This window comes from Avibacterium sp. 21-594, from assembly GCF_026226815.1.
In the GTDB taxonomy this organism is placed as follows: domain Bacteria; phylum Pseudomonadota; class Gammaproteobacteria; order Enterobacterales; family Pasteurellaceae; genus Avibacterium; species Avibacterium avium.
On sequence record NZ_JAKKOC010000002.1, the window covers coordinates 1 to 14,061 of the forward strand.

At 42.1% G+C, this 14,061-nt stretch carries 13 protein-coding genes; 4 read left to right on the forward strand and 9 right to left on the reverse strand.

Features of this window, described 5'->3' with window-relative positions; all coding sequences use genetic code 11:
- The 3 genes from L5B76_RS11250 to L5B76_RS11260 form a co-directional block, all read left to right on the forward strand.
- The coding region (locus L5B76_RS11250) for an SPFH domain-containing protein (RefSeq protein ID WP_265755565.1) at nucleotides 1–848 on the forward strand (848 nt) is incomplete at its 5' end.
- Nucleotides 849–1,145: 297 nt separating this feature from the next.
- On the forward strand, nucleotides 1,146–1,271 hold the full coding sequence (locus L5B76_RS11255; RefSeq protein WP_265755566.1) for a hypothetical protein: 126 nt from the start codon (nucleotides 1,146–1,148) through the stop codon (nucleotides 1,269–1,271).
- Between the two features lie 206 nt (nucleotides 1,272–1,477).
- Complete coding sequence (locus L5B76_RS11260; RefSeq protein ID WP_265755567.1) at nucleotides 1,478–2,569, forward strand: tyrosine-type recombinase/integrase; 1,092 nt, start codon at nucleotides 1,478–1,480, stop codon at nucleotides 2,567–2,569.
- 240 nt (nucleotides 2,570–2,809) lie between these two features.
- On the opposite strand, the gene L5B76_RS11265 is transcribed toward L5B76_RS11260, so the two are convergent.
- The 5 genes from L5B76_RS11265 to L5B76_RS11285 form a co-directional block, all read right to left on the reverse strand.
- Nucleotides 2,810–3,034, reverse strand: a complete 225-nt coding sequence (locus L5B76_RS11265) for a hypothetical protein (RefSeq protein ID WP_265755568.1) — start codon at nucleotides 3,032–3,034, stop codon at nucleotides 2,810–2,812.
- A 51-nt stretch (nucleotides 3,035–3,085) separates the two neighbouring features.
- Nucleotides 3,086–3,412: a hypothetical protein gene (locus L5B76_RS11270; protein ID WP_265755569.1), complete on the reverse strand. Its 327-nt coding sequence runs from the start codon at nucleotides 3,410–3,412 to the stop codon at nucleotides 3,086–3,088.
- Between the two features lie 62 nt (nucleotides 3,413–3,474).
- On the reverse strand, nucleotides 3,475–8,805 hold the full coding sequence (gpJ, locus tag L5B76_RS11275) for a TipJ family phage tail tip protein (protein ID WP_265755570.1): 5,331 nt from the start codon (nucleotides 8,803–8,805) through the stop codon (nucleotides 3,475–3,477).
- Nucleotides 8,806–8,814: 9 nt separating this feature from the next.
- Nucleotides 8,815–9,423 (reverse strand): tail assembly protein, encoded by a 609-nt coding sequence (locus L5B76_RS11280; protein WP_265755571.1) that lies wholly within the window; start codon nucleotides 9,421–9,423, stop codon nucleotides 8,815–8,817.
- Nucleotides 9,366–10,103 carry a C40 family peptidase gene (locus L5B76_RS11285; RefSeq protein WP_265755572.1) on the reverse strand — a complete coding sequence of 246 codons (738 nt, stop codon included), beginning with the start codon at nucleotides 10,101–10,103 and terminating at the stop codon, nucleotides 9,366–9,368. The genes L5B76_RS11280 and L5B76_RS11285 overlap by 58 nt, the downstream gene beginning before the upstream one ends.
- A gap of 211 nt (nucleotides 10,104–10,314) precedes the next feature.
- On the opposite strand from L5B76_RS11285, the gene L5B76_RS11290 reads away from it, so the two are divergent.
- Nucleotides 10,315–10,989, forward strand: coding sequence for an NYN domain-containing protein (locus L5B76_RS11290; RefSeq protein ID WP_265755573.1), 675 nt, complete (start codon nucleotides 10,315–10,317; stop codon nucleotides 10,987–10,989).
- On the opposite strand, the gene L5B76_RS11295 is transcribed toward L5B76_RS11290, so the two are convergent.
- The 4 genes from L5B76_RS11295 to L5B76_RS11310 form a co-directional block, all read right to left on the reverse strand.
- A complete protein-coding gene (locus tag L5B76_RS11295) occupies nucleotides 10,981–11,694 on the reverse strand; it encodes a phage minor tail protein L (protein WP_265755574.1) in 714 nt (237 codons plus the stop codon). The two genes, L5B76_RS11290 and L5B76_RS11295, sit on opposite strands and share 9 nt — an antisense overlap.
- Nucleotides 11,695–12,075: 381 nt before the next feature.
- Nucleotides 12,076–12,378, reverse strand: coding sequence for an XRE family transcriptional regulator (locus tag L5B76_RS11300; protein ID WP_250350305.1), 303 nt, complete (start codon nucleotides 12,376–12,378; stop codon nucleotides 12,076–12,078).
- Nucleotides 12,379–12,382: 4 nt separating this feature from the next.
- On the reverse strand, nucleotides 12,383–12,745 hold the full coding sequence (locus L5B76_RS11305; RefSeq protein WP_265755575.1) for a type II toxin-antitoxin system RelE/ParE family toxin: 363 nt from the start codon (nucleotides 12,743–12,745) through the stop codon (nucleotides 12,383–12,385).
- Nucleotides 12,746–12,857: 112 nt separating this feature from the next.
- Nucleotides 12,858–13,742 (reverse strand): phage antirepressor N-terminal domain-containing protein, encoded by an 885-nt coding sequence (locus tag L5B76_RS11310; RefSeq protein WP_265755576.1) that lies wholly within the window; start codon nucleotides 13,740–13,742, stop codon nucleotides 12,858–12,860.
- Nucleotides 13,743–14,061: the final 319 nt, after the last annotated feature.

Consider the following 14,061-nt stretch of genomic DNA (forward strand, 5'->3'; position numbering starts at 1 on the left):
TAGCTTTAGCTCTTACTGCGGCACTAAGCCTTTCTGCTTGTTCACCTTTTTCTGTGGATGAGGGGGAGATTGGTTTAGTGACTAAATACGGCGAAATTGTCGAAACCAAAACGGCAGGATTGCATTGGCGTTCTTGGCTTGAAGATGACATCAAATTTTCCACTCGTGAGCAAAAAATCACGCTCGGTTCATTCGATGATTCAGGAGATTTGACGGGCGGTATCTCTGCTTATACCAGAGATACACAGACCGTAACAACGGCACTAGTAATTACCTACAAGCTAACCGATCCAATCCTCGTCTATAAAAACTACCGTACGACTGCCAATATGATCAATCAGCTGATCGAACCACGCAGCCGTCAGGCGTTAGAAATTGTCTTTAGTGGTTATACCGCACAACGGGCGTTAGAGAATCGGGCCAAACTGACTACTGATATTACTACGCAAATTCGTGAGGCAGTAAAAGGTTATCCGCTTGAAATTACCGCTGTGCAAACTGTAATCCAATTTAATAAAGAATATGAAAAACGGGTTGAAGAAAGCGTACAAAAAAATGTGGCCATTCAGACGGCAGAACGTGAGCTTATTATTCAGCAAAAGCAAGCGGAAATCGTAAAGGTGAACGCTCAAGCTAAAGCTGATGCTGAAGTTATTCAAGCCAAAGCGGATGCGGAAAAAGTCCGACTAGCGGGAGAAGCTGAAGCAGCAGCTATTCGTGCCAAAGGCGAAGCGTTAAAAGAAAATCGCCAGCTAGTCGAGCTGACAGCAGCGGAGAAATGGAATGGCGTATTGCCAACAACAATGACACCAAATAGTTCAGTACCATTTATTAAGGTGGGTCAATAATGGTAGATGCGCTTGAGATAATTTTTTATTTAATCGGTATTGGCGTAATGTGCTTAACAGGCAGTATGCTATATGAATCAAGAAAGCTTATTAAGCGTCAACAAGATCAAGTTGAGATACAAATCAAAAGACTTCAATCGGATAATAAGGAGCAACAATGTTTATATTAGGTATGATCGCAGGCGCAGCAGTCGCCTTTGCTGTACAAGCATTTTTTCGACAATATAAATTAGTTGATCGAAATCAGGATAAATAATCACAACGCCCCGTTAGTCGGGGCTTTTTATTGGAGGGAATATGAACAACGATGATAAGCATCTCTTATTCGTGATGGCTGTACTTTATCTATTTGCATTGATTGCTTTTGTTGGCTTGCCAGTGGCAATAATAACCTGGGTGATCAAATGGGTATGGGGAGGTTAAATGGAGGAAACCCTAACTATTTCAGAAGTTGCCAATAAACTCAAAATGAGCTATGGAGCAGTTTATGCTCATCGGTTTCATTGGGGATTTTTCCGTATGGAAGGATCTCGAGTATGGCGAGTAACAAAAACAACGCTTGATCAGAAACGGCAAAACACGCAAAATGTTTGTCGATTAGACGATCAGGTCGGCGATAAGGAGAAATTATGCCGATCAGAAAAAATGAATTCGGTGTATGGCAAATCGATATTACCACACCGAGCGGCCAGAGAATTAGACGCTCTGCTCAAACAACTGAAAAGAAATTAGCCCAAGAGCTACACGACAAGCTAAAACACGAATATTGGCAAGTCGAGAGACTCAATAAAAAGCCCGAAAGAACGATCGAAGAAGCACTAATAAGGTTTCTCGAAGTTTCGCAAGGGCAAAAAGATTTTAAGACCAAAATCCGCCACACGGAATATTGGCGATCTGTATTGGCTGGGCGAACACTTAGCTCTTTAACAACCGATGATATTGTCAATAATCTCCCTACGCACAAAACGAGTACGGGAGAAAAGTTATCGTTATCCACACAAAACCGCTATCGTAGCTCAATAATGCGGGTGTTATCTCTCGCTCAGAAAGCTGGCTGGATAGATAATATCCCTTATATCCCAAAAAATAAAGAGCCTAAAGTTAGGGTGCGCTGGATCACTCAGCCACAAGCCCTTGAACTTCTTAACGCATTGCAGCTTAGCTGGATGCGAGATGTGTGTGCTTTTGCTCTTGCCACCGGGGCAAGAATGACTGAAATTTTATCGCTTACTTGGGATAAAGTAGATCTTTCTCGCAATATTGCCATTGTAAGTAGTGATATTGCTAAATCAGGGCGTGCAAGATCGCTACTGCTAGGCGAAGAAGCTTTATCCATAATCGCAAAACGGCGGGAAGAACAACTATCACCCTATGTTTTTCACCGCGGTAAAGGTAAGCGAATCATAGAAGTCGATCGTGATGACTTCAACCGTGCGGCCAAGCGTTGCAACATTAATGATTTTCGCTTTCACGATTTACGGCACACCTGGGCAAGTTGGCACGTCCAAAACGGTACGCCACTGATGGTACTGAAAGAACTTGGTGGCTGGGAAACACTGGAGATGGTCAAACGCTATGCGCATCTCAATGCAGACCATCTGTTAAGCTACGCAAATCACGTCAAACTTACGTCAAAGTGTCTTTTAGACACGACAAAATTTGATGCTAAAAATGATATTTTGGATAATTTGCCAGAAAAGAAAAAAGCCGTAAGTTACTGATTTGAAGGGCTTGACTTACAGCTTAACACGAAATTCTTAATGGTGCCAGTGGCCGGACTCGAACCGGCACGCTTTTAAGGGCGGCGGATTTTGAATCCTATCCATTATAAATACCTATAAACTACAATCATTAATAAAATCAATGACCTAATCGCCTAATCATTATAATTTTATCACACCAAATTATCAATATTTCCTACCTTTTTACCCCTATTTCGTCAAATTTACGTCAAACTAAATTTACTTCTTCTTAAACCAAATCCCCCCAAATACTCTCACTAATCCATATAAAATCCGCCCTAAAATCGGGCGTTTATTTTTTAACATACATTGCAAAAATCGTTCGTCAGCTTCTTTGCGTGATACCGTGCCATTAACGCCATAATCTCGGTCGTGTTGATGGCAACAGTCATTTACATCAGTAGGTGCGGATTTCCACCCTGTGCAATAATGTTTTTTAGTCATAAATCCCCCAAAAAATGACCGCACTTTATGCGGTCATCTTATCTATTAAAATCACGCTTTAACCTTACCACCAGCAAAGAGATAAGGATTAACGTAGCCCTCATATTCTTCCGGTACATACTCTTCTGGTTGCGCTTTGACTAGTTCAGATAACGCCCATTCGTACGGGATTTGCGACCAGTCAGGCACGCTTGGGATTGTAAACGTATTGACGGATAACAATTCCTTACCAGCATCTTTTGTCGCTTTAGATACATAAGATGCAATTGTGATGTAAGTCGCGTGATTTAGGTAATCTACCTGCAATCCTGTTACTTCGTGATAATTTACGCTCGCACCGGTGCGATTATCTTCAAGTTGTTTTTCGATGTATTTCATAAGTAGTTTCCTTTTTTGTTGAGATAAAAGAAAACCGCCACGAGGGCGGTTAGTAAAACAAATTAGATTTTCTGTATAGTTTTTGCTCTTGTAGCAAGAGCTGAAGTAATAAGTAATGTAGATCCTCTATCAACTTTGTCAGTATCATAGCGGAGTGATATATTGGCTACGGTATTTCGTGGCAAGAAATAAGCTCTACTGTTCTTGATGTCGGTATTATTTATCAAAAGATTATATACTCCCGATTTGATAATCCCTTCTTCATACGCATCATCACCGTGTCCAACAGTTCTTCTGGAAAGATAGTTGAATAATGTGATGTCAAACAAAATAACTCTGTCCGCCGTACTTGCATTAATACGGAATTGAGGGTTTCCGCGATCCTTTGTCCAATCTACCGAATAAGTAAAAGTCTCAAAAATATTTCCCCCGACTAATTGTGTAACCTCCAATTCTCCTGTGAATTTTCCCGTCACACCTTCAAATCGCGTGCCTCTAACCACTCCACCATTGATTGTTGTGCCATTTATAGTACCGCCATTAATCGTATTACCCGTAAAAGTATTCCCCGAAAAACTTGCTGCACTAATTCGTCCCCCATTAATCACTGGTGCAGAGATAGTTTGATTGGCTCTAATGTGTTGACCTAAAATAGTGCCATCAGCGATTAAATCACCATTGAAAGCAGCTCGATTATTAACAACAGAGAACATCGGCACAACATTGCCATCACTGGCATTTTTAACCACACCAAACTTATCCGCCATTACAATTACACTGCTTTCTGCCGTGCGATTATCTCCTGACGCACCCAAAGCAATGCCGGCAATCGCTTTACGACCGCCTGCAATGGTTTGCGTTTTGATAGTATGCGTAGCAGATAACTTGCCGTCTGTTGTACTCACCGCTCGGCTTACTGTAGAGATTTGCGCTTTAGCATCATTGACAGATGCGTTCACAGTATCAATACGTTGCCCAAGGGCTTGATCGGATCGGGTTAGCGTCTCTCGCGTACTATCAACTTTTGCACTTACTGCTTCCACTGCACTTTCTAAGTCTTCCGGTGCAGGTGTCCAGTCCGTAGCAATAGTGCCTTTTTCCAATTTGACTTTACGATATTGCACTTGCCCAATTTGACTATAGCCTAAGATGATGCGCCAAAAATCAAAATTTTCGCCATCATCTTGCAATAGACCTGTTACCGAGTAGCGTTGCCACTGGTCTGTTAGGGTAATGTAGGTGCTAATCCGCTCAACTGTCGGCAATCCGTTGTGACGATTTTCACGCAGGCGAACCCACATCTGCGGATTACCACTCACACAACGAGCTTCAAAACTCAATGTATAACTATTACCAACCTCAATTTTCCCAAGACTTTTAGAGCCTTTAGTAGAGCCAAAAGGTTTAGAGTAGAGCTGCCATTGTTTCCACGTTGTAGATGAGCCTGTAACCGTAACAATACCATCATTTATTTGATGATTTCTGTCATCTCGGCTCCCTGTGGAGAAGTGCCAACGCCCGCGCGAAAAATCGCCATCATCAGCATAATTCCGTCCACCAACTTTGATATTATCCACCTCAGCTTTCGCATCTCTTCGCCACTCGCTTTGTAGCGTTGTGCGAGCAAGACTTGCCACCTCGGTTTTGTTAGCTTTTGTCGATTGGATATTTGTAATGCCCGCTTCTGCGTTACTTACACGGCTCGTTAATGCGGTGATTTTATCCGCGTTAGCTTTGTCACCACTGGCTCTAGCTGATTTTTCTTCCGTAATTTGGCTATTAGCTTTATTCAAATTCGCTGCAAGCTGATTTAGTTGTGCGGCGGTTGAAGTGCGATTATCTGACACGGCTTTTTCTACGCGAGCTATTCCGCTTTCAGCCGTTGTCATTCTCGCCGTCAAGTTGCTCACTTGTTGAGCCGTTGCTTGCTCTTTAGTGGCTTGTGTAGATTTGTAGCTAGTCAAATCTGCACTTACCGCATCCACCGCACTTTCTAGGTCTTCGGGGGCAGGTGTCCAGTCGGTGGCGATGGTGCCAAGTTCGAGTTTGACATTTTTAACATCCAGATATGTCCCCGTGGCAACATGATAACCACCGATTAAAGCTCTGATATTAGTTAATTCTCGCGGTGCGGTAAATGCGACAATCGCTTTGTGCCATTCCTCATCACTGCTAACTGTAATCACTGGTCGAATTGCCCAGTTGCCAACATCATCTGACAGCACATAGGTATAATTTAAGTTCGGCATATTCGTACGATAATCAAAACTTAACACGGCTTTTTCATCTTGTTTTAAGCTATGAGTTGATTTCGTTGAGTTATAAATGCCACTATTGCCACTCTCATTAACTTCGAGGTGGACGTAGTCAGATTGTTCGGTTATTTGCCCTCTTGTGTGATATTGTCGATACTTAGATAAGTTCCCAGTATCAAATAACAAATTCCGCCCACCAATCTGTAGATTATCAAACCGCGCATTAAGGTTTTGGCTTACTTCCGACAAGCTTTGTGCTTGCGTGCTGATTGTGCGTTGTAGATTGGTTAACCCACTTTCTGCGCTTGCCACTCTTGATGTAAGAGCAGTGCGTTGCAGTGCTTCCGCTTCATCTCCTTTTGCTCTTGCTAATTTTTCTGCTTCCAGTCCAGATAATGCCTGTTCGGCTTTGGCAGTCAAAGCTGTAATTTTCTGTGCTTGTTGAGCATCGGTATTTTGTAACTGCGAGATAGCCGTACCCCGAGTATTGGCTTCCGCTTGGATTTTGGCGGTTAATTTTGCACTTTCGGATTGGATTGCTTTTGTGCGATTGGTTACTTCCGTATTGAGTGCAGCAGATCGAGCTTTCGCTTCGTCTTGGACTGCTTTCGTGCGCGCTTGTGATTCTGCGATGATTTGAGCAACGGCATTCGCAACTGCCGATTGTCTTAATCCTGCTTCAGCGGCAACGGCATCATCAATATCCGCTTGTAAGCTATCAATCAGACTTTGACCAAGCTCGCTTTTGGTAATTTGACCGTGCAAATAATCAGTAAGTGCGGTGGCATCTTGGCTTGGTCGTCCCTCTACCGCATCAGTAAATCGCCCCGCATTATCCCCGTCAACCATTCGCACCCAGAACCAAAAGCGATCGTTAAGTGTTAGGCCTGAGTATGTGTAACTCGTTGTGGGATAAGCGAGGCTAACCAGTTTGCGCGCCTTGACAAATTGATTATCACTACTTACCCAAATTTCAATCGCCGTTTTTGGATTAGCAAAAATCGGGTTACGCCAATTGAGTTCGATAGCAAACATTTTCGACACAGTGACTAATTCACTTACGGCCAAACGCACAGTAAATGTTTTGGTTACCGGGTCGGACAATTGTCCTTGCGCGTTTTTTGCTCGCACTTCGGCTTTGTACTCGCCATCTGGTAAATCCACAAAGGTGATTTTTGGCGAGGTTAAATTGTCATACAGCTTGTAAAACTTGCCATCACGATAGAGTTTGATTTGGTATTTGACCATCGCACTATTTTGTACAATGGCATCAAAACTTAGCTCAATCCCATCACCATTTGCTTGCACCTGCACATTATCCACTTTGCGCAAGCCGCTTGTGGCGAGTGTGGTTTCTCTTGGTTCAAACACTGCACCGTTATCCACAATGGCTTCTTTTTGCGGTTCGTGCTGCAATGCAACAATGGTGTATTTGCCTTTTTCTTCTTCACTAATGGTCAGGCATTTAAACAGCTGCACATTGATTTGTTGCGTAGTTAGCGACCAGACCGTATAAGGCGTTAAATCTTCTGGCATTGCCTCTAGTACAGCTTGATTACCATTTGCCACCCCAAAAATGCGAATATCTTTATGCTTGCCCTCGGCGTTGATATAGGTTAAGTAGCTTTTGCCGTTGATTTCAATCTCACGGTCTAAAATGGCTTTACGCCCCTCAATCGCTAAGACACGTCCGCCGATATTTGTCGCAGCATAATCGCTATCCGCAACACGGATAACATCACCGGGGATATGCATTAAGCCTTCTGCACCCACGCTAAAAGTAACGGTTTTGGTCTCTAATCGTTCGGTTTCTAAAATCCATTTACCCGTGCGATGTGCTTGTCCGCGTGAAGTACAACCAAAAGCAGTTACTTTTTTGATGTTTAACCCATAACGGCGGATTAAGGCATCATCTGATACCACCTCCACTTTTTTCTCGTAGCTGTCGCTGGCATCAATATATTCAACGTGGATTTCATTGTGGCGGGCTTTGAGCGCGGAATATTGATAGCTAAATTCGCCATTCACCACATTCGCATTGGTGTATGTCCACACTGGGTCGGCGGGTCTATCCATCACCACGGTAAATTCACGCCCATTCCACACGGGCATTGCACGGAAAATGGAGCAAATATCATTAATCACATCATAGGCTTTGCGTTGTTCAACAAGCCACGCGTTACAGGTAAAACGTGGCTCTTTGCCACCAAAACCATCTGGCACAAGCTGGTCGCAATACTGGGCCACTTGGTAGAGCGTCCATTTATCTACGCTAAACTCACCCAATCGTTGGCCTAAGCCATAGCGTTTATTGGTCATCAAGTCATACAGCACCCACGCAGGGTTATTTGACCAGGCAACCTTAAAGGTACCGTCCCAAAGCCCAGTATAGGTGCGGCTGATTGGATTATAATTACTTGGCACTTTGAGTTTGATGCCGTAAATTTCGTAGTTACGGTTCGGGATTGACCCAAAATACTCTGAGTCAAACTGAATGCCGACAAGTGCGGTGTTAGGATAAGCAAACCGCGTTTCGATAATTTCCGTGTAGCTCGACCATAACGTGTTATTTTGTAGGCGTTGGCTTTTGCTATCGTCTGTTAAACGCTCAACTCGCACCTGAAATGGTACAGGTGGCAAATTACCGTACTCAAATTGACGCAAATATTGTGAGCTATATTTACCCTCAATGACCACAGGATAGATACTGCTACCAATGGTGACACGTAATTCCACGCGCGTGCCGTTGGTGTCGCCTTGGTCGTTTTGCGAAAATAAGGATTGCACACCAAGGGTTAAGCGCAGGCGAGAAACTTTGCTATCTGTAATAGTGCGAGTGATTGCTACCGTTTTACGCACTTGCGCACTAACTGCCACTTCTTTTTCGGACGTGTTAAACCCGCTCATTATGTCTTGGTCTTGCACGCCAATGCGTCCTTGGGCATCTACGTTATTAAAGTTATAGCTATCATCGCTGGCTTGGATTGGCGTTTTATCCAAAAATACGGATTTCACACCGTTCACTAAGCCTTTAATTTCACCTTCCGAGATAATTTCAACGATATTCACTAGCTGTTTTGAGCGACCACTTTCTGGCGCTTCTACTGGCGTATGTCCGCCGCCACCGCCTTTACCCATAACTACTCCTTACAATCGACCTTTTCTAAATCCCACTTCGCGTTCTTGCGTCTTAAACACATCCACATCAACTGTGCGTACACCTTGCGAAATCACCATTGAGCCTGTGAGTATGCGACCGTACGCCAACGGCACCATTCGACCCTGTGCAGTCATATTGGCGCGGTTGGAAAATGCCGTGGATTGTTTCTTTTCCGCCTCATTTTGATTTGACATAGAGGGTTGTTTTGTTAGCATTTGTGCCACCCCGCTAATCATTAACCCAAGCCCAGCTGAAATTAAGGCTTGTCCGCCGTAGGCGTAAGTGATAGCCCCCACAACGATTAATACCGCACCCAAAATAGTTTGAAACAATCCTGCCTTTTTCGACCCTTTCAGCACCGGTGTAATATGCACCGTCATTCCGGCTTTGAGCTTATAAAACAAGCCTTTTTCTAAATAGCGGTTATCAAGATATTCACGCCCGATACGCACAGTAAATAGCCCCTGCTGAATAAACTCTCGCAGTTTGGGGATTTGTGATGTCAGTGCCTTAATGCATTCTGCAGGCGTTTCTGCGTCTAGCTCAAATGCAGTGCCAAACTGTTTAAGGGCACCGTAAAATCTAACCTTGACCATTGCGTAAATCTCCAAATGCTATGTGTATGTTTAAACCAATAACCATCATATAAATCCCGTTTTGATAAGCGGCGTGGGCTGTGGTGCAATACCATCTGTTCGTCAATATAAATCGCAGCGTGGTTTGGCACATCTGCGCCCACTTGCATTAAAATCACATCGCCAATTTGCACCGCACTTTCATCCACCAACCGTTCAAAGCCGTGTGCTGCCATATTATCGAGGTACAAATTGAAACCGTCTTCCCACCAATAATCGTCCCGCTCAAAATCAGGAAAATCTGCACCCGCCAAATAATAAAAATCCCGAAACAGCGTGTAGCAATCCATTACCCCGTGATTAAACTCACGCCCAAGCAACGGCGGAATTTTGGGGAAGATATGGATTTCATCACCGCACACCAGCCAAAAATCCAAATCAGCCGCCAGTTGGGTTTGGCGGTCTAAAATCGATAACACAGGTTCGCCGTTCGGGTGCGAATGCACAAGTGCGGTGATTTTTCCTTGAGAATTCGCTTGCAAAAAATCTTCGGGCGAAATTTCAAAGTGGTTTTCCTTATCCTCCGCTTGGTTTTCGCAAGGAATAAAAACCGTTTCATCACCCTTTAAAACAACAAAACCGCAACATTCGTGCGGTTCTTGGGCTTTGGCGTAGGTGATGATTTGTTGTGTTAGATCCATTAAATACCCTCACTTAATTATTTTTAATAACACATTGACAAACAATAACTTATTAGAAATTAATAAAATTTATTAAATTTATCGTTGACAATAAAAATGTTTTCCTTATACTTACAAGCAATCCAACCCTGTAGCAGTACGCTTTTGTCAATTATCCAGACATTACGCCGACCCTCAGGGTTTTATTTTATCTACCATTCTGAGAGTAATTATGTCCACTGCTATTTTGATTGATGGTGCGTACTTCATTAAACGTATAAGACATTTTGAACCTAATAATTATTTCAATGCTCAACGCATCGCCGATCTTGCTGTTCGTTGTGCAATGTTGCATTTATCTGATAAAAATAGGAAAAGAGAACTTTATCGTATCTTTTTTTATGATTGCCCACCTTTAGAAAAGAAAATGCATAACCCTATTAATAAACGAGCCATTGATTTTTCTAAATCAGATGAAGCTAAATTCAGATTAGCTTTACATCAGCATTTATTAAAAAAGCGTAAAGTAGCATTACGCCTAGGGGATTTATCTCAAGCCGCTGAATGGGTAATCAAACCGCATATTGAACAGCAAATCTTAAAGGGGCGGCGAAACCTCATTCAACAACCATTAACAGAAGACGAAGTTATCATTAATACTCGTCAAAAAGGCGTGGATATGCGAATTGGCATTGACATCACCACGCTTGCATTAAAACAACAAGTTAATCAAATTGTACTTATTGCAGGTGATTCTGATTTTGTCCCTGCTGCAAAATTAGCAAGACGTGAAGGCGTTGATTTTATTTTAGACCCTATGAGACAAAATATTCCTGACCAGTTAAACGAACACATTGATGGATTAAGAAGCACTTATTCATTAAAGAAGCCCAAACTATCAACCTAACTTATCCACCGACACAAATCCCCCATAGTTGCGTAGATTGTGACGCAACTTACAACCGCTAATTAAGCCACTGCACTTGTCTTTATTTTTATCACGGGTGCGTTGGTCTTTTTCATCGGCTACTGGGCCACCTGTGTAACCACATTCCGAACCACGATAAAGCCAGCCACATTGCACCGTGATAGTGCGTGCAGAAATCAACGCATTATCTGTTTCGGTGGGTAACGCCAGCGTAAACACCGCCACATCGCGCTTAAGGGTAGATAACTGCTCAATCACAAAATAACTCAGCACTTCTTGGCTTGGGTCGGCTTGTTTATTGCCGTCCGCAAAATTTACTGCGTCTAAATACTGCATATAAACTTGGCGACGGCGGACAATGCCACCTAAACATTGGTCAAAGCGTTGCACAAGCCCTGTGATAAAACCGTTGATGTTGGCAAGAGTTAATTCTGGGCGGTTACTTGGACCTTGACCAGATAACGCAAAACCACTGGCTTTTACCCCAAAGGCTTCATAAGTATGCCCTTGCCACACAATCGGCTGCATCATCTCGTTTGTGCCGGCATAAAAGCGGAACAATTCGCCATTCATTCCATCTTTGTCTTTCAGGTTTCGCAAATCCACTTCAAACAGTTCGATCATTGCGTTCTGCTCGAGCTTACTTAGCTCAAGTTTCATTTGGATTGGGACTTGTTGGGGCATTTTATTTCTCCAATAAAAAAGCTCGCATTTGCGAGCTTGTGTCAATCAACGGATTATTCAATATCGACCAAATAATCGATTTATTTTTCTTCTTTGGTTAGTGTTGGATCACTTAAAATCTTAATAATTCAAATAATACATAATATTAAGGGAATACTCGGTAAAATGAGCGCATATAGCAGACCACGATAGTATTCATCACTTAATGGGATTAAGTCGATCAATTTCACACCATAATGGACATAAATGAAACCAACAACAGCAAGCAGAATAAATGCCAATATTCGATTAAAACCTATCATTGCTACTATAAAAGCGGTACTAAATTCACTCATCGTTTACCTCCGATATTTATAGGTTCAATCTACCAAATCCCCGTATTTATAAATTAAAGGTGACGGTTTTCCCAGTAGGTAATTCAACCGATAAATTTAAAACACCGCCCATTGCTTCAATATATCGCTTAACTGATGATAATTTAATATCATTACCACGTTTTTCAAGTGCAACAACAGATGGCTGAGAAATATTTAACGCTTCCGCCATTTGTTTTTGTGAAAGTTCTAATTCTTCACGAATGCGGTAAAGTTGTAACTCCATACGCATATCATCAGCCATTGCTTTCACTTTCGCTTGCTTTTCAGCAGGAAGTTTACTCATTAAATCTTTAAATGCTACGCTCATTTTCTTACTCCTTTGAAAATTCAGAAAGGTAATCCTCGTAAGTTTTCTCGGCAAGTGCGATCATCTCTTTGTAAAAGAGTTTCTCTTTTTTGCCCTTTTTATCTCCACCACATAACACAATAGCTTGTCGAATTGGATCAAAGAGATAAAACAAACGAAATACGGATAATTTAGACTGCACTCTCAATTCTTTTAAATTGGTATATTTAGAACCTTGTAGTGTATCAGCATACGGTCTACCTAATTGCGGACCTTCTGTTGATAATAATTCCAATGCAGCATAGACTTTTAATAAATCATCTTCTGCCAACGTATCAAACCAACTTAAAAGCGGGTCTTGTAAAATAACTACCCATTCTTGTTTCATGCAGCGATTACCTTTTTTGCCATCTGATATAGATTTTAATCTATAGCCAATAGCAAAGCAAGAAATTTACAACCGCACTTAAACTAAAGTGCGGTCGGTTTTGGTTGCGTTTTTAGCGTAAGTAGCTTACAGCTTTTGTGGGGCGTTGCTCTGTTCTTGGGCTGTTAAAAATCCAATTCTCTATCTCATTACGAATGCTACCCTCTTGTAGCAATGATGTATGCCTCATTACAATACGTTCAGCAGTTTGAGCAAGATTATTGCTCGCTGTGCCAAGATTAAAAGCCGTTTTGTAGTTTTTGTGGCTCTCTAGGTCAGAAAATAAATCCTCTAAACGCTCCCATTCAGGAATAGAATGATTGAGGTAATTAACTGCTTTAGCCAGTACATAAAAATCATCAAGGTTTAATGCAATCTTGTTGGCTGGTTCGGGGAGAACGATTTCTACGCCGATAGTGAGTTTTTGCACATACTCTATCGCCTGTAGAATTTGTTCAGCGGTTAGCTGTTCAATTTTTTCAACGTTAAAGCGTTGATGAATAAAGCCGTAAACTTCACTGTGGGTTAATTTACGCTTAGCAACTAACACATTGACGGCATCACGCAAGCCTGTGCGATCATCAACTGTGGTTTGTTTTCTTTCCGCTTTGCCTTTATTCCAATAATCAAACAACGCCTGATAACATTCTCTTTTGTATGTAATCAAGGTTTCTCTAATTTCAGGTTTCACTCGTTTTACATCAATGCCAAATAGCCAGCCGTTGAGGTATTGGATTGGGAGGCAGACCATCTCTTGTTCTCCGCCATTTGTAGGTGTGATCATCACGATCATACCTTGGGAAAGCACTTCATCTCTTTTAATTCGCAATAGCTGAGCATTCCAAGCTAAGCCAATATTTTCACAAATTGGTTTCATTGCAACATAATGAATGTTGTTTTGCTCAATAGTTAAAAGAGTTTGGTTATGGAAGTTTACGGTTTGAAGTTGAGTTTTCATTGAACATTTCCTTTTGAGAGAAATCCCTAATTAATTAGGGTGATCGACAGCTCAAAACCAGTGTTCAGTCTGGCGGAGTTATTCCCTTGCGGTGTTGTATTCCTCGCACTGTCGATCATTGATATTAATTGTTGTTTTTGTATCAGGTATGAGAAATAGGAGAAACCCAGATACAAAAAAATCACGCTAACGGGGTGAATTACCGCTGAACATAAAGGCTTTTGAGACCTTGTTTTAAATACTACAGTTTAAGCATTTTTATGTCAACTATATTCATAATGAATATGGTTGGTGCCAAGAGGTTCGTAAACCGCCAAAG